Below are 16,565 nucleotides of genomic sequence, written 5' to 3' on the forward strand. Positions count from 1 at the left end.
ATCGGCGGGCGCGACCACGGGCTCGCGGACATGCCAGCCCTCCCCGCTCCGTAGCGTTACGTGAGTCTTTCGAACGCAATCCCGAAGGGAGAAAAAATACCTGCCCTGTGAACAGCGGGACGAAGCCTGTTTCCACATGCGAGGAACAAATTTTTGGGTTGGGAATCCCTGAGGACTCACCGATACTTGGCACCATCACAGGCGCGGGAACACCCCCTGTTATCCCTCACTTTCCACCATATTTAGTATTTGATTCAGGAACTCGTACTACTCCTTGACGGGCGCAACGGGTTTGGCCTAGCCTTATTGCTGGACGGCGCGAGTTAAGTTCTGGGTCCCGCCGATCGCTCCCAAATGGGTTCCGAACGAGCACTCCGTCAGCCGGTTGAGGCACGGATCGAGGGCTTGTCTGCCCAAAATTCGGGGGCGATCCGGGTCTTAAAAAACGAGCCGAATGGCTCAAGGCGACGACGCGCGGCGTTGAGTTGGAAGGGGCTGGCCTTGCCGAAAGGCGGGACGAGCCCTTGGGGTGGCGAAGACAGAAACAGGGCCGGGTTCACCGGTAGAGCTTGCGGATCTCAGGCCCAAGGTTGCCTTCAACCTTGGTGCCGAAAGTTCGCTCACAGAAACATCCGGCAACCGCAGGAAATGCGGACCGGGCAAGACGGGGCACGACAACTATGCGAATCGAACGGCGCAACACCACTTCCGGCCAGTCACCCTATGCAGGGATTGATTTCAGGCTGACGACATCGGAGATCCGCAACCCCGACGGTTCGGTCGTGTTTCGGCTTGAGAACGTCGAAGTGCCCCAGTTCTGGTCGCAGGTCGCCTCCGACGTCCTGGCCCAGAAGTATTTTCGCAAGGCCGGCGTCGCCGCGCGCCTGAAGAAGGTCGAGGAAGAGACCGTCCCGTCGTGGCTGTGGCGCTCGGTGCCGGACACCGAGGCGCTCGCCCTGCTGCCTGAAAGCGAGCGCTATGTCGGCGAGACCAGCGCCAAGCAGGTGTTCGATCGCCTCGCCGGCTGCTGGACCTATTGGGGCTGGAAGGGCGGCTATTTCTCCAGCGATGAAGACGCCCAGGCGTTTTACGACGAGCTGCGCTACCAGCTCGCCAAACAGATGGTCGCGCCGAACTCGCCGCAATGGTTCAACACCGGGCTTCATTGGGCTTACGGCATCGATGGTCCCGGCCAGGGCCACTATTACGTCGACTGGAAGACCGGCAAGCTGACCAAGTCGAAATCGGCCTACGAGCATCCGCAGCCGCACGCCTGCTTCATCCAGGGCATCGAGGACGACCTCGTCAACGAGGGCGGCATCATGGACCTCTGGGTCCGTGAGGCGCGCCTGTTCAAATACGGCTCCGGCACCGGCTCCAACTTCTCGCGCCTGCGCGGCGAAGGCGAGCGCCTGTCCGGCGGCGGCCGTTCCTCCGGCCTGATGTCTTTCCTCAAGATCGGCGACCGTGCCGCGGGCGCGATCAAGAGCGGCGGCACCACGCGCCGCGCGGCCAAGATGGTCGTGGTCGATGTCGATCACCCCGACATCGAGACCTATATCGACTGGAAGGTGAAGGAGGAGCAGAAGGTCGCCGCCCTCGTCACCGGCTCCAAGATCAACCAGAAGCACCTGAAAGCCGTGCTGAAGGCCTGCGTGAACTGCGAAGGCTCCGGCGACGACTGCTTCGACCCCGAGAAGAACCCGGCGCTGCGCCGCGAGATCAAGCTCGCGCGCCGCGCGCTGGTGCCCGACAACTACATCAAGCGGGTGATCCAGTTTGCGAAGCAGGGCTACAAGGACATCGACTTCCCGATCTACGACACCGATTGGGATTCGGAAGCCTACCTGACCGTCTCCGGCCAGAACTCCAACAACTCGGTCTCGCTGAAGGACGACTTCCTCCGCGCCGTCGAAACCGATGGCGAGTGGAATCTGATCGGCCGCACCAACAAGAAGATCACCAAGACTCTCAAGGCGCGCGAGCTCTGGGAGAAGATCGGCCACGCCGCTTGGGCCTCGGCCGATCCCGGCCTGCACTTCAACACCACGATGAACGACTGGCACACCTGCAAGGCGTCCGGCGACATTCGCGCGTCGAACCCGTGCTCGGAATACATGTTCCTGGACGACACGGCGTGCAACCTCGCCTCCGCGAACCTGCTGACGTTCTATTCGACCACGACCAAGCGTTTCGACGTCGAGGCCTATGAGCACCTGTGCCGGCTCTGGACCATCGTGCTCGAAATCTCCGTGATGATGGCGCAATTCCCCTCGAAGGCGATCGCCGAACTCTCCTACGAGTTCCGCACGCTGGGCCTGGGCTTTGCCAATATCGGCGGCCTCCTGATGACCATGGGCCTGCCCTATGACTCGAAGGAAGGCCGTTCGCTGTGCGGCGCGCTGACCGCCGTGATGACCGGTATCGCCTACAAGACCTCGGCCGAGATGGCGGCCGAGCTCGGCACCTTCCCCGGCTACAAGAAGAACACCCAGCACATGCTGCGCGTGATCCGCAACCACCGCCGCGCCGCGCACGGCCACGCCTCGGGCTATGAAGCGCTGTCGGTCAACCCGGTGCCGCTCGACCACGCCTCCTGCCCGCAAGGAGACGTCATCGCGCATGCGACCAAAGCCTGGGACGACGCGCTGGCGCTCGGCGAAGCCAACGGTTTCCGCAACGCGCAGACGACCGTCGTGGCGCCGACCGGCACCATTGGCCTCGTGATGGATTGCGACACCACCGGCATCGAGCCTGACTTCGCGCTGGTGAAATTCAAGAAGCTCGCCGGCGGCGGCTACTGGAAGATCATCAACCAGGCCGTCCCCGAGGCGCTGCGCGCGCTCGGCTACAGCGAAGCGCATATCGCGGAGATCGAGGCCTACGCCGTCGGCCACGGCTCGCTCTCCAACGCGCCCGGCATCAACCTCACCACCCTCAAGGCCAAAGGCTTCACGGATGAAGCGCTGGCCAAGGTGGAAAAGGCGCTGCCGACCGCGTTCGACATCAAGTTCGCCTTCAACAAGTGGACCTTTGGCGAGGATTTCCTGCGCGACACGCTGAACCTCTCAGCCGAGACGATCGCAGCTCCCGGCTTCGACCTGCTCGCCGCCCTCGGCTTCAGCAAACGCGAGATCGAAGCCGCGAACGTGCACATCTGCGGTGCGATGACGGTGGAAGGCGCCCCGCACCTGAAGGCCGAGCACTATCCAGTGTTCGACTGCGCCAACCCCTGCGGCAAGATCGGCAAGCGCTATCTCTCGGTCGAGAGCCACATCCGCATGATGGCGGCCTCGCAGCCGTTCATCTCGGGCGCGATCTCGAAGACCATCAACATGCCGAACGACGCCACCGTCGAGGACTGTAAGGCGGCGTATCTCCTGTCCTGGAAGCTCGCGCTGAAGGCCAACGCGCTCTACCGCGACGGCTCGAAGCTGAGCCAGCCCTTGAACTCGCAGCTCATCGCCGATGATGACGACGAGGACGATGCGGTGGAGGCGCTCTACGAGAAGCCGATGGCCGCGCGCACCGCGCAGGTCTCGGAAAAGATCGTCGAGAAGCTGGTCGAGCGCATCGTCGTGATGCGCGAACGCGAGAAGATGCCGGATCGCCGCAAGGGCTATACCCAGAAGGCGGTGGTCGGCGGCCACAAGGTCTACTTGCGCACCGGCGAGTATGACGACGGCCGTCTCGGCGAGATCTTCATCGACATGCACAAGGAAGGCGCGGCGCTCCGCTCCTTCATTAACAACTTTGCCATCGCCGTGTCGCTCGGCCTGCAATACGGCGTGCCGCTGGAGGAATATGTCGACGCCTTCACCTTCACCCGTTTCGAGCCGGCGGGCCCCGTGCAGGGCAACGACTCCATCAAGTACGCGACCTCGATCCTCGACTATGTGTTCCGCGAGCTCGCGGTCAGCTACATGTCGCGCTTCGATCTCGCCCATGTCGATCCGACCGAGTCGAATTTCGACGCGCTCGGCAAGGGCGTCGAGGAAGGCAAGGAGCCGTCCGACCAGGGCCAGCAGGCCACAAAGTATCTGTCCAAGGGCCTGACCCGCTCGCGCACGGATAACCTCGTCGTCATGCGCGGCGGCGATGCGGATGCCCGCGGCTCCCACAACGTCACCGCAATCGCCGGCCACGGCCCCAGCGCCCGCGCCTCCGACGCGCACGAAGGCGCCGTCGCCTTAAGGCAGGAGTCCCAGCACGATCTGTCGCCGACAGAAAAGCTGGGAGCCATGCAATGGAGCAAGGCCGGCAGCGCCGCAGTCGCGGTCGCGCCCAGCAAGGCCGAACGCCGGGCTGAGGCGAAAGCCAAGGGCTACGAAGGCGAGATGTGCTCGGAGTGCGGCAACTTCACGCTGGTGCGGAATGGGACCTGCATGAAGTGCGATACGTGCGGGTCCACGACGGGGTGTTCATGAGGTTGCTCTCAGAGGAAAAATCAGGGGCGGCATCAGCCGCCCCTCGTCTTTTCTGATTTGCCATGACGCTCGTTCGACCACGTTTAACCGATTTTCACGGCATCTCCGCAGCGCAGGCCGAAGTCGATTTCGCCATACCTTTCCTAGACGAGGATATTCCCCTTTACGTTGATCCCTTCTTACTTTGGCGGTCACCTTCGCAGCAAGATCAAGCCCTACACACCGCTCTCGTTAATTCGTTCAATCACCAGGGTTGGCTAGCCAAGAAGGGACGAGAATCCGAAGCCGCCCAAAACTTGATCGTAGCCTCGGAATGCGACGAGGTCGGGTTTGGAACATCGGCAACGCGCAAAGGGAAGCGCATAGGCGCGAATACTGCAAATCAGATTCTCGAGCTGTTCAAGCGAATCAATCCGTACCGAGAATCTGGGTTCGTGCATTTTGAAGAAATTCAGCTTTATGTCGACGGCATCTCAAAAGACCGCGTGTCAGACATCGTCTGCAATTTTTTGAAATCGTTTCTCATTGACTACACGATCGAACAGTCTCTTCGGCTCGGGCTCCCTCTACAGAAGGCCCGTCTCGGCTTCCTGTATGACTACAAGAGCCAAAAGTTCACTCAAAATGTTGAAGTTGAAGCGCCGACAAATCCAGAAACTGGTAGGCCAATTCTGCTCGTCCCAAAACGCTGGCTACGCTTTGTTCCTTGGATAAATTTCGAAGATTATTTTTCGACCGCATGCCCAAAGGACGACGTTGTCAACAAGCTCGGTTCAGACGAACGAGTGCAAGTCTTGCTCTACAACAGGGACAACTACGGATCGGTAGATGGCTATGTGAAGCAAAAGGAGAGGACGGCGTCCGACTGCCACAACGACCCTCTGTTCAAACAGATTCCGGTGGTTTCGGCTCGAAGAAAGCTAGAAGACATCAAAAAGCTACCCACCGGACTAAGCGATGCCTCCGACAAGAAGTTTGAAGCAGCAGCGTCTCAATTGATGGCATCGCTGATGTACCCTCAGCTCGATTTTGCCACAACGCAGGTCCGATCTGATGGGGGCGCCACTATTCGCGACCTCGTTTTCTACAACAATCGTTCGGTAGATTTTCTGAAGGAAATTTTGGATGACTATGGCAGCCGGCAACTGGTCATGGAGTTGAAGAACGTCAAGGGGATCGAACGAGACCACATTAATCAATTAAATCGGTACCTCTCAAACGAGTTTGGCAAGTTCGGAATTCTGCTCACGAGAAACGAGCTTCCTCGGGCCATGTTCAAGAGCACGATCGAGCTATGGTCAGGTCAGCGACGATGCATAATTGCACTGACTGATCAAGACCTTGAGTTGATGGTCGAGGTGTTTGACAGCCGCCAACGCCTACCGATCGAAGTGCTTAAAAAAAAGTATGTCGAGTTCAGACGAGCCTGCCCAACATAGAGTTGATCACATGAAACGGGACGACGTAGATACATTCGAGAAGCTGAAGGGCCAATTAGATAGCCTCTACGAAGAAATTTCAACCTTGGCAAAGAAGGCACCAAACGACGCGGTAAACAGCTTCAAGATCAAATTCGTGAATGCTGTGCTAGCTCAATGCAACACGTTCTTCGGACAGAAATACAAGCCGTTCTCGGATTTTGATGTGTTCGAAACTGATGAGCTCCCAACGAATAGCGATGTAACATTCATCCTGTCGCAGTATATAGAATGCGCTGAGAAGTTCAGAGCAGACAACATTGAGTACGACGAGTTTGAAAAGTGGTGTTGGAAGGTAGATAACGCGCAATTTCAAATTAAGACTTCACCACCTAGGAAGCTAACGAATAGGTAGAGCTGTGCCCTCAAGCGACGCGCATACCACTCCGGAAAAAGCCGCCAAGCACGATGATCTTACGCCGCTGTTGAACGCAATGTTTGACGAATTCCAAGAGCTCTCAAAGAAGAAGCCCGACGGAGTTTTGAACAAGCGAAAGGTAGAAATCGTTAATCGGCTCCTGCGGGATATTTTAGATATAGTAGAAAGAGAACCTACCCGCGCCTATCTCGACTTGTTGGATGAGGATGATCTTCCCCAGAATAGCGACGTCGTACTGATTCTCAGCCAAGCTGTCGCGGCTATGAAATCATTTAGATCGAAGTACTACCGCTACCTAGGACATCATGGGCACACTTGGGCCATTTCGAAAGACATGGTTTGACCGCTGATCGACGATGGGCGCCTTCAAATGATCGAGCCAAACACCCATCTCGAAACAAAGTTCGTGTTTCTGGACACCGAGGCATTTGTTCGCGAGAAATTTGATTGGAATTCAAAAGCGCTTGCCCGCTTTCAGGAATTGGCCGCGTCCAACCACGTAAAGCTGCTAACGACAATCATCACTAAGACTGAGGTCAGGCGCAAGCTACGTGAGCACCTAAGTAACGCAGGTAGCGCTCTCAAAAAGTACGAAGTTCTGCTCGCTCAACTGGACGCGGGGACGACCGTTCAGAGAGCACTTGCTCCAGAATCAATCGAGCATTTGGATAACCTGTTCGACGATTTTCTTCTAAAATCTCAAGCTATCGAGATACCGCTTGACGTCGACATCACGACCCTCTTTGACGATTACTTTCGCCAAAAGCCACCGTTTAGCGAAAAAAAGAAGGCCGAATTTCCCGACGCGGCTGTTGTTCAGTCAATCCGCAGGTGGTGCAATCGCAAATTTTGCAAAGCTTACATTGTCTCGGGTGACCCAGACCTGAAAGCCTGCTCCGACGACGTACTTCTTCACGCTGAGACAATCAGCGAAATCATATCGAAAGCTACAGTCACTCGAAGGATTCACGACGAACTTCTTACATTCGTCAAAGAGAATGCTTCGTTGAACGACGAGCTTCATCGCGCCCTCCGCGGGAAGAAAGTAACAGTCTTAAATCCGTATGGCGGGGTATACCATCACGATATTCAAGCAGACGGCGCGATCTACGCCACATCGAATCTAGACGTCACTGAACTTAACGTGTTAACGCAGCGCTCCACCGGGTTTACTTGTGAAATCCAGTTCGACGTCCAAATCGACATTGAGCTCGAACTATCATTTGGTAGTGACTTTTTTAGGTCCGGGTACGAGCGAGGACGCACCTACTTTGAGACCGAGTCCATCGCAGTCTCACTTACGGCAGAGCTTGGAATCGCCTTCAATTTCTTGAATCCCTTTGATTCTGAAATTGAAGAACTCTATTTTGATCCAAACATTGAAATTGGAATTAGAGAGCTGGAGATCTATCGTACACTGCGCTAACGCATGGGCCAAACTATTGAGAGTGTAATTAGCGGCTCGCTACTCGGCGGCTAGAAAACTTCGTTCCGTCGAAAAACCTATTCGGCCGGTTGAATATCGCCGTCGGCGCCGCAGCGCCCCTCGGCATCTTCCAGCGAGCAAGCGCAGGGCGGATTAGTTAGTTAGCCAAAGGCGTAATCCGCGGTTCTGCGACCGAGTCGGCTTCATTCACTTACTTCGCCAGCCCGAGCGACTTCAGCGCCTTGCCGTTGTCATCGTTGTCCGCCTTCATGAACTCCGCGAAGCCAGCCGAATCCAGATAGATCATGTCGAAGCCGCGCCTGGTCATGAACTCTTTGAACTCCGCGCTGTCCCAGATCTTCTTGATCGCGGTCTCGTACTGTGCGGCAATCTCCTTCGGCAGGCCCTTGGGCGCTGCAAAGCCGCGCCACACACCCTTGTGCCACTTGTGACCCGTCGCCTCTTCGGTGGTCGGCACATCAAGGAAGTTCGGCGCGCGCTTGGGCGAGAAGAACACGAGGCTGCGGATACGCCCCGCCTTGATCAGCGCCTCGGCTTCCGACATCGAGCACGCGACGAAGTCGACGCCTCCGGCCGCGAGATCGGAATGACGGAACGGCCGATCACACACCTCACCGCTGCCTTTGCGCCAGATAGAATCCGAACAGCACCGTGACCAATCCCGCTGCCTGCAACGCGGTCGGAGGCTCGCCGAGCAGGAGCCAGCCGGCGAGGATCGTCAGCGCCGGCACGGTCGCGGGGAACACCGCGGCGCGGGCGACGCCGATGGTCTGGACCGAGAATGCGAACAGATACAGCGCAGCGGGGCCGGCCAGGATGCCCTGTGCCAGCGCCTGCAGCGCGTTTTCGCCAAGGCCCAGCGCCGCCACGCGCGCGAACCCGCTAAAGGCCGCATAGAGCGGCAGCAGCGCCAGCGACACCACGCTGATGACGGTGGCGGCCGAGAACGCCGAGACGCGCCAATGGCGCAGCAGCGTGCCGAACACGGCGAACATCAATCCGGTCATCACGAACAGCAGATCGCCCAGCACGCCGTCTGAACCAATATGGCCGATCGACTCGGCGCCGATCACTGCAAGCCCGCCGACGATGACGAGCGCCCCCAGCACGCGCGAGGGCGGCACCCGCTCGCCCAAGAACACCGCGGCCAGCAGCAGGCCGCCGAGCGTCGCGCTGGAAGGCTGGATGACGCTGCCATGGCCGAGCGGGACAAACAGGAAGCCGGTATAGCTGATAAGCGACATCACAGGCCCGCCCAACACCATCAGCACCAGCCCGCGGCTCCATCCGATGCCGCCGAGATCGGCGATGCCGGCGCGAAGCACGAGCGGCAGGAACACCAGGCCGGACCACACGAAGCGATGCATCAGCAGGTCCGGCGGCGTGAAGCCGACCTTCAGCCCGTGCCGGGTCGCGACAAAGCCGAGCGCCCAGAACAGCGCCGCACCAACGCCGCACGCGACCCCAAGCAGGGCCGGTTTGGTGTCAGGTTTTTGCGCTGAAGCATCGCCGCCGCTGGTCGGCTGGTTCATTGCGGACGCTTAACTTGGCCCGCACCCCTGTTCAACCCACGCCCACGCAGGGCTGACGGGCGCGCCGCCGCAAGCCGCCTGCTTCCTGACGCCGAGGGCGGGCGAGTCCTGAGGCTGATCTTGCTTGAAGACGGCTTCGTTTGCCCCTCTAATGCCACCCATATTTCGGGGGAGATATTATGAAAGCCATTTGTTTGGCCGGCGCGTTTGCGCTCGGCGTATTGCTCTTTTCGGTATTCAATCAGGCTACCGCCCAGGAGGCACGAAACCTCCGGGAGTTCTGCGGCGTCTGGCAAGGCGTCTGCAACCGAACCTGTCCAGGTGGCGGAAATTGCTCGAGCGCGTGCAGAGACCGAGCGGCGCAGTGTCAGTCGAGCGGATGTTTTCACTTCAATGTACCGAGGCCTCGTTGCTTCAACAATGCTTCGGACCGTGCGCTGACGGACGTACGGCTTGCGCCCAATCCGGAGTTGGAACGTAAGCGGCGCGGACTGAGCAAGTAGCAAGCGCGGCGGATCAGCAAGCGTAGGCGGATTGTCTGCGCAAATGCGCGGCCCGATGACAGGCTACGCATAATCCGCCATTCCAGGTGACCAAGGCGGCGGATTGCGCTTCGCTAATCCGCCCTTCTGTAACGGGCCTCGATCAGTCAATCCCTTTTTGCGTTGTCCGTTCGCCGGGGTCTCGCTTCTGTACGGGGTCGGCGCAAGGCCGCCACCTGATGGGGTTGGAAGAGGATAGGCCGACCAATCTACGGACGCGTGGTCGTGATGCCACTGGCGGATTAGCGGTCTGACCTGATCCATCGTCCCGGCGATGGGACTTCGCTTCGAGAAGGCCTGGTGTCGTGACCTGCCCGAAAACTGTTTTGCGTTCTCCTGTCAGATTGCCGCAGCGGCGGCGTTGAAGGGGGTTCCGTCGGCGAGCATGCGATGCATGATCACCGCGAGCCTGCGCGCCAGTGCCACCTTGGCCTTGCTCATGCCGGCGCGCCTGGCGATCCGCATCGCCCAGCTCTTCAAGAGCGAACAGCCTTTGATCGGCTTGGTCAACATGAGGTGGGCGGCCTCATAGAGCGCCGTGCGCACCGAGCCGTCGCCGATCTTGCTGATCCGGCCGGTGTAGTCGGTCTCGCCGGATTGATGCCTCTTCGGGGTCAGCCCGAAGTGCGCTCCCACCCGCTTCGACGACGTGAACCGTCCCGGATCGTCGATGGCGCTGGCATAGGTGAGTGCGATGATCGGGCCAACCGCCGGGACCGACGTCAGCAGCCGTGCCTGCATGTCGGATCGTACCATCTTGCGGGTCTGCTTCTCGAAAGCCGTGAACTCCTTCCGCAGTGCCTCGCGCACCGACAACAGTGCATCGGCGATTTTTTGAAGATGCGGGTGGGCTGTAACGAGTTTATTGATCCGTCCTGCAAACTCCCGCTCCGTCGTATTGCCAACCTTAAGGCCAAAACCGCGCAGGATCCCGCGCAGGCTGTTCTCGACATCGCGAAGCTTCGATTGCACCAGCTTGCGGGCCGTCAATATTGCCCGCGTCTCTTGCGCGCTCATCGATTTGCAATGCACCGGCCGGAACCAGCCCAGCCGCATCAACTGCGCAATCCCGCGCGCATCGTTGCGATCGGACTTCACCGGCATGGCCTCGAACGCCTTGCGTACGTGCCGTGTCTCCAGCAGCTCCACGGCAAGTCCGGCCGCCTTCATCCTCGCAAACAGCCATTGCGACAGCGGTCCGGCCTCCAGCCCGATCCGCTCAAGGCCGAAGCCGAGCGAACGGAACCAGGCGATTAACGCCTCCGGCTCGCTGGCCACCTTGGCCTCGCGCAAAATTTTGCCGGTTGCCTCAACCACGCACACGCTCGAGCATTCCAATGAAACGTCGATTCCGGCATAATGGTCCATGGTCGTCTCTCCTCGATGTTTGGAGCGAGGCTCATCCTTCGACTCCGTCACACCATCCATGTGAGGGACGACCGCCCACCTTCCAAGCGAGCCGCGCGAAGCGCGCCTACCAAAAGCGCCGTAGCAAGCGCGGCTCGCTTGGAAGGTGGGACCAGGGGCCCGTTACCCCATCTACTCGCTGCGAACTCGGGCCTATTCTACTTTGCATGGGGTTGTTTTCGCGATTTTGTGTCTGGGCCCTGCGGTGTACCGGGAAAGAGTATTTGCACCGCGCCTGGGGCACGATATCGGTGGTCAGGAGCCCTGATGCGCGACGCGACATCCGGGACAACTCTAGCACCGCCCCGGATATCGCAGAGCCTGTCATCGGGCGCGCATTCGCGCGACCCGTTGGCTCATCCGGACTACGGCGCCACTCACTTCACTCCCTCACTTCGCCAGCCCGAGCGACTTCAGCGCCTTGCCGTTGTCTTCGTTGTCTGCCTTCATGAACTCCGCGAAGCCAGCCGAGTCCAGATAGATCATGTCGAAGCCGCGCCTGTTCATGAACTCCTTGAACTCTTCGCTGTCCCAGATCTTCTTGATCGCGGTCTCGTACTGCGCGGCAATCTCCTTCGGCAGGCCCTTGGGCGCCGCAAAGCCGCGCCACACACCCTTGTGCCACTTGTGACCCGTCGCCTCCTCGGTGGTCGGCACATCAGGGAAGTTAGGCGCGCGCTTGGGTGAGAAGAACACGAGGCTGCGGATACGCCCCGCCTTGATCAGCGCCTCGGCTTCCGGCATCGAGCACGCGACGAAGTCGACGCCGCCGGCCGCGAGATCGGTCAGCGCGGTTGCAGCACCCGTGGACGGCACCCAACGGATCGAGCCGGGCGAAACGCCGTCGGCCTGCATCAGGCCGGCCAGCGCGACATGCCAGCTTCCGCCTTGCCCCGTACCCGAGGCCACCACCTTGTTCGGGTTCGCCTTGATATGCGCGAACAGTTCCTTGACGGTCTTGTAGGGCGAGTCCGCCTTGACGTGGATCGCGGCGGGGTCCTGGTTGACCAGCGCGATCGGCGTATACTTCTCCCAGGTGAGATCGGTCAGCCCCACCCAGTGCATCAGGTTGATCTCGAGCGTGATGAGACCGAACGTGTAACCGTCAGGCGCGGCGGTGGCGATCGCCTGGTGGCCGACCACGCCCGACCCGCCCGTGCGGTTCACGACGTTCACCGGCTGCTTGAGATCGCGTTCCAGCATGCTCGCGATCTGGCGCGCGACCGCGTCGGTGCCGCCGCCGGCGGCCCACGGCACGATCAGCGTGATCGGCCGCTCCGGGAAGGCCCCTTGCGCGTTTCCGGAGCCGAGCAGGCTAGCGGCCGCAAGCGCCGCAAGCGCGAGATTTCTGACCAAATTGCTGACCTGGCGAAACATTCGCAAACCCTCCCGCTTTGTTTTTTATGCGCCGGGCGAGACACCGCGACGGGCGCTTATGCGCTATTCGCCATTCGGGCGGCGGAGCGCTGACATGTCAAGGAGAAGCAAGCGCAGGGCGGATTGGCCGAGGGCGAGCCGCGGACATCCCTCATTGCGACCTTCAGCGAATCCGCCGATCCTCCGATCGACATGGGGTGATTCGTGCTCGCCGAAAATACCGATCAATATCTGGAAAGCCTCAATCCCGAGCAGCGCAGGGCCGTCGAGCACGGCATCGGCCCGCATGGAACCATAGGCTCGCCGCTCCTTGTCATTGCCGGCGCAGGGTCCGGGAAGACCAATACGCTCGCTCATCGTGTGGCCCACCTCATCATCAGAGGTGCCGACCCGCGCCGCATGCTGCTGATGACGTTTTCACGCCGGGCTGCCGCCGAGATGACGCAGCGTGTCGAACGCATCGCGCGCCGCGTGCTCGGCGACAAGGCCGGTATCATGACGGAGGCCTTGAGCTGGGCCGGCACCTTTCATGGCATCGGGGCGCGGCTGCTGCGCGAGTATGCCGAACGCATCGGCTTCGATCCGGCCTTCACCATCCATGATCGTGAAGATTCGGCTGATTTGCTCAATCTGGTACGCCACGAGCTCGGATTTTCAAAGACCGAGTCCCGTTTTCCCACCAAGGGCACCTGCCTTGCGATCTATTCCCGTTGCGTGAACGCGCAGGCGCCGATCGAGGCGGTGCTCGGGCAGCATTATCCCTGGTGCTCGGGATGGGCTGACGAACTCAAGCAATTGTTCGCTGCATACGTCGAGGCCAAGCAGAAGCAGAACGTGCTCGACTATGACGACCTCTTGCTGTGGTGGGCGCAGATGGTGTCCGAGCCTGCAATCGCGCAGGAGATCGGCGGCCGGTTCGATCATGTCATGGTCGACGAGTATCAGGACACCAATCGGCTTCAGGCGACGATACTCCTGGCGCTCAAGCCGGATGGACGCGGCCTCACCGTGGTGGGGGACGACGCCCAATCGATCTATTCGTTTCGCGCGGCCACCGTCAGAAACATTTTGGATTTTCCCGATCATTTCAGCCCAAAAGCAGAGATCGTCACGCTCGACCGCAACTATCGCTCCACCCAGCCGGTTCTGGCGGCCGCCAATGGCGTGATCGGGCTTGCCAGAGAACGGTTCACAAAAAATCTCTGGACCGAGCGCAATTCGGCCCAGCTACCGCGTCTGATCACGGTTCGCGATGAGGCCGACCAGGCGCGCTACATCGTCGAGCAGGTGCTGGCGAACCGCGAACAAGGATCGCATCTCAAGGAGCAGGCTGTTCTGTTCCGGACGTCCTCACACAGCGGCCCGCTGGAGGTCGAGCTGACGCGGCGCAATATTCCCTTCGTCAAGTTCGGCGGCCTGAAGTTTTTGGACGCCGCCCACGTGAAAGACGTGCTTGCGCTGCTCAAGTTCGTCGAGAACCCGCGGGACCGCGTCGCCGGATTCCGCGTGCTTCATTTGTTGCCCGGCATCGGCCCGGCGTCGGCCCAGCGCATTCTCGATCAAACCACCGTAATGGCCGATCCGATCTCCGCGCTCGCAGCGCTGCCGACGCCTCCCCGCGCCGGCCAGGATTGGACCGCCTTTGTCGAAACGCTGACTAACCTCCGCTATTCGGAATGGCCTGTTGACATCGAACGTATCAGGCTCTGGTACACCCCGCATCTGGAGCGAATTCACGAGGATGGCGAGGTGCGGCTGGCCGACCTGCTGCAGCTCGAGCAGATCGCCTCGGGTTATCCGTCGCGCGAGCGCTTTCTGACCGAGCTCACGCTCGATCCGCCTGACGCGACCAGCGATCGCTCCGGACCACCACTGCGCGACGAAGACTATCTGATCCTGTCCACGATCCACTCTGCCAAGGGGCAGGAATGGAAGTCGGTATACGCCTTGAACGTTGTCGACGGCTGCATGCCGTCCGATCTTGGCGCCGGCACGACGGCTGAACTCGAAGAAGAGCGCCGCCTTCTCTACGTCGCGATGACGCGCGCCAAGGACGATCTGCATCTGATCGTGCCGCAGCGCTTCTTCGTGCACGGCCAGCAGGCACGCGGCGACCGGCATGTCTATGCGTCCCGGACGCGCTTCATACCGGATCATCTGGTCAAGCTGTTCGAACGGCAGACATGGCCGGCGGCGTCCCCGGCGGCACACCCGACGCCAAGTCAAAATGTGCAGATGGATATTCGTGAACGCATGCGCAGCATGTGGCGTTAGCAGCGTAGCCGGACGAGCTACCGGGTCGCGCGAATGCGCGACCCGGTTGGCTCATGCAGGCCGCTTGCTACTCGTTACGCCGGAGAGAACGCCACTACCATCCGCGATTCATGTGGCGCACCTCGCCGGTTCGCGAGTCGACATAGACTTCCATCCAGCGGCCCGCGCGGTCGCGGCCTTTGATCTCCCACTGATCGCCCTGGAACTGGGTATAGGACACCGTCATGACGCCGAGACCGGTCGCGACGTCGAGCGCGGTCTCCATCGAGATCTGGTCACCGGAATCGAAGGCGACGGCAGGTGTCGCTGCACCAAGCGCTAAGGCAGTGACAATTGGAAGAATGACATTTCGCATGGACACTCCTGTCGAACGCGTTGAGCTGTTACGCCAATTAGAACGAGCGGCAGGGTAGTGTGTTCCGACACCAGAGATCGCGGAACAGCCAGAAATTTCGGCAGTTGTGGCGATTTCGCGGCGGTTCCCGCTCGCTAACTAGCCCGCCATGCACGCCTGGAGCAGCGTAGTACCCAAGCGTGGTCCGAATGATCGTCGAGCAGAAGAAAAGCCCGGCTCAAGGCCGGGCTTTTCGTTCATTAGCGCCTGTCCTGACCGGGGCCTCCGCCTCCGCCCGGTCCACCGCCACCGCGCGGTGCGATCTGCGGCGCGCCGCCGCCCTGCGGCGCGGGCGCTGCTGCGCGCGGAGCGGCCGGGGCCGGCGTCTGCTGCGCGCGTACGTTCGGCGGGCCGCCGCCACCGCGCGCCGCATCGGGCTGCGTCATGCGGGGCGTGGCACGCTCGATCCGCGGCGCAGCCGCGCGCGGTTCGTCATGGCCGCGGGCCACGATCGGCGGCGTCTGCGGGCGGGCGCGGGTCATCGGCTGCTCACGCACCGTTGATCTTGCGTTCTCACGCGTCATCCGCGCGCTCTCTCGTGCCGTCCGCGCGTTTTCGCGCGTCATGCGGTCCTGCACCACCGCGCGTTCGCGCGCTTCGCGTGCGCCACGCGTCGTGATGTCCCTCTCCCGCGTCACGCGCTCCGTCACGCCGGCGCGGCTCCGCTCCGTCACACCGGCGCGCGTCCGTTCCTCGACACGGGCACGCGACCTCTCCTCGACACCGATACGCGTCCTTGCCTCGGGGAGCGCAGCGTCGCGCGCGACCGCCGCGCGGCCGATCCGGGCCGCCGAGCGGTCGATCGTCAGCCGCGTCGCGACACGCTCATGCGATCGCCAGTAGCCGCTCCAGTGGGCGCGGCGGTGATACCAGGGACGTGCCGCATAGTGGCTCGACCAGTACGTGGTCAGCACGAACGGCACGATAGGAACGTCGATCTCGTCGACATAGTCAGGCAGATAGACGTAGCGGTTGCGGTAGAGATATTGGAGATACCGCGACGACACCCAGCCACGATCATCCGACCAGCTCACATCGCACCAGGCCTTGCCTCTGAAGCACCCATGGATGTTGACACGGGTGCCGCCTGGAATGCGGTCGACGGTCGGAAAGCCTTCACCGGGCCCGGCCTTCAGGCTGACCGTGGTGGTAACGATGCCCGGTGCCGCCAGTGCGGCGGTCGGCATCAGCAGCATGGCTGCTGCAATGAACAATGCTCTAAATTTCATGGCGAATTCCTCCTCTCGAGCAGGAACGCCGCAGCGAAACAGGTGTTCCCTGAGGAGGGGTCGCGTTAGCTGAAGGATG

At 60.7% G+C, this 16,565-nt stretch carries 12 protein-coding genes; 6 read left to right on the forward strand and 6 right to left on the reverse strand.

The window, feature by feature from the left end; all coding sequences use genetic code 11:
* Positions 1-680 precede the first annotated feature (680 nt).
* From V1277_RS33460 to V1277_RS33480, 5 genes are all read left to right on the forward strand, one after another.
* Positions 681-4,427, forward strand: coding sequence for a vitamin B12-dependent ribonucleotide reductase (locus V1277_RS33460; protein ID WP_334419993.1), 3,747 nt, complete (start codon positions 681-683; stop codon positions 4,425-4,427).
* Between the two features lie 62 nt (positions 4,428-4,489).
* Positions 4,490-5,866 (forward strand): hypothetical protein, encoded by a 1,377-nt coding sequence (locus V1277_RS33465; RefSeq protein ID WP_334419995.1) that lies wholly within the window; start codon positions 4,490-4,492, stop codon positions 5,864-5,866.
* A 10-nt stretch (positions 5,867-5,876) separates the two neighbouring features.
* The gene (locus V1277_RS33470) at positions 5,877-6,260 is read left to right on the forward strand and encodes a hypothetical protein (RefSeq protein WP_334419996.1); all 384 of its coding nucleotides are present in this window, start codon (positions 5,877-5,879) and stop codon (positions 6,258-6,260) included.
* A gap of 4 nt (positions 6,261-6,264) precedes the next feature.
* Positions 6,265-6,627, forward strand: coding sequence for a hypothetical protein (locus tag V1277_RS33475; protein WP_334419998.1), 363 nt, complete (start codon positions 6,265-6,267; stop codon positions 6,625-6,627).
* 27 nt (positions 6,628-6,654) lie between these two features.
* A complete protein-coding gene (locus V1277_RS33480) occupies positions 6,655-7,710 on the forward strand; it encodes a PIN domain-containing protein (RefSeq protein ID WP_334419999.1) in 1,056 nt (351 codons plus the stop codon).
* Positions 7,711-7,921: 211 nt separating this feature from the next.
* On the opposite strand, the gene V1277_RS33485 is transcribed toward V1277_RS33480, so the two are convergent.
* The 4 genes from V1277_RS33485 to V1277_RS33500 form a co-directional block, all read right to left on the reverse strand.
* Positions 7,922-8,341 carry a tripartite tricarboxylate transporter substrate-binding protein gene (locus V1277_RS33485; protein ID WP_334420000.1) on the reverse strand — a complete coding sequence of 140 codons (420 nt, stop codon included), beginning with the start codon at positions 8,339-8,341 and terminating at the stop codon, positions 7,922-7,924.
* Between the two features lies 1 nt (position 8,342).
* The gene (locus V1277_RS33490) at positions 8,343-9,263 is read right to left on the reverse strand and encodes a DMT family transporter (protein ID WP_334420001.1); all 921 of its coding nucleotides are present in this window, start codon (positions 9,261-9,263) and stop codon (positions 8,343-8,345) included.
* An 881-nt stretch (positions 9,264-10,144) separates the two neighbouring features.
* Positions 10,145-11,173 carry an IS110 family transposase gene (locus tag V1277_RS33495; protein WP_334418049.1) on the reverse strand — a complete coding sequence of 343 codons (1,029 nt, stop codon included), beginning with the start codon at positions 11,171-11,173 and terminating at the stop codon, positions 10,145-10,147.
* A 429-nt stretch (positions 11,174-11,602) separates the two neighbouring features.
* Positions 11,603-12,589, reverse strand: coding sequence for a tripartite tricarboxylate transporter substrate binding protein (locus tag V1277_RS33500; RefSeq protein WP_334420002.1), 987 nt, complete (start codon positions 12,587-12,589; stop codon positions 11,603-11,605).
* 204 nt (positions 12,590-12,793) lie between these two features.
* Between V1277_RS33500 and V1277_RS33505 the strand changes: the two genes are divergently transcribed.
* Entirely contained in the window at positions 12,794-14,863 is a 2,070-nt protein-coding gene (locus V1277_RS33505) for an ATP-dependent helicase (RefSeq protein WP_334420003.1), read from the forward strand.
* A gap of 94 nt (positions 14,864-14,957) precedes the next feature.
* Here V1277_RS33505 and V1277_RS33510 read toward each other — a convergent pair whose 3' ends face one another.
* Together V1277_RS33510 and V1277_RS33515 are read right to left on the reverse strand one after the other, a co-directional pair.
* Positions 14,958-15,218, reverse strand: coding sequence for a PepSY domain-containing protein (locus tag V1277_RS33510; RefSeq protein ID WP_028346352.1), 261 nt, complete (start codon positions 15,216-15,218; stop codon positions 14,958-14,960).
* 239 nt (positions 15,219-15,457) lie between these two features.
* A complete protein-coding gene (locus V1277_RS33515; protein WP_334420004.1) occupies positions 15,458-16,486 on the reverse strand; it encodes an SH3 domain-containing protein in 1,029 nt (342 codons plus the stop codon).
* Between the last annotated feature and the right edge of the window lie 79 nt (positions 16,487-16,565).

The organism is Bradyrhizobium sp. AZCC 1588 (assembly GCF_036924735.1).
Classification (GTDB): Bacteria; Pseudomonadota; Alphaproteobacteria; order Rhizobiales; family Xanthobacteraceae; genus Bradyrhizobium.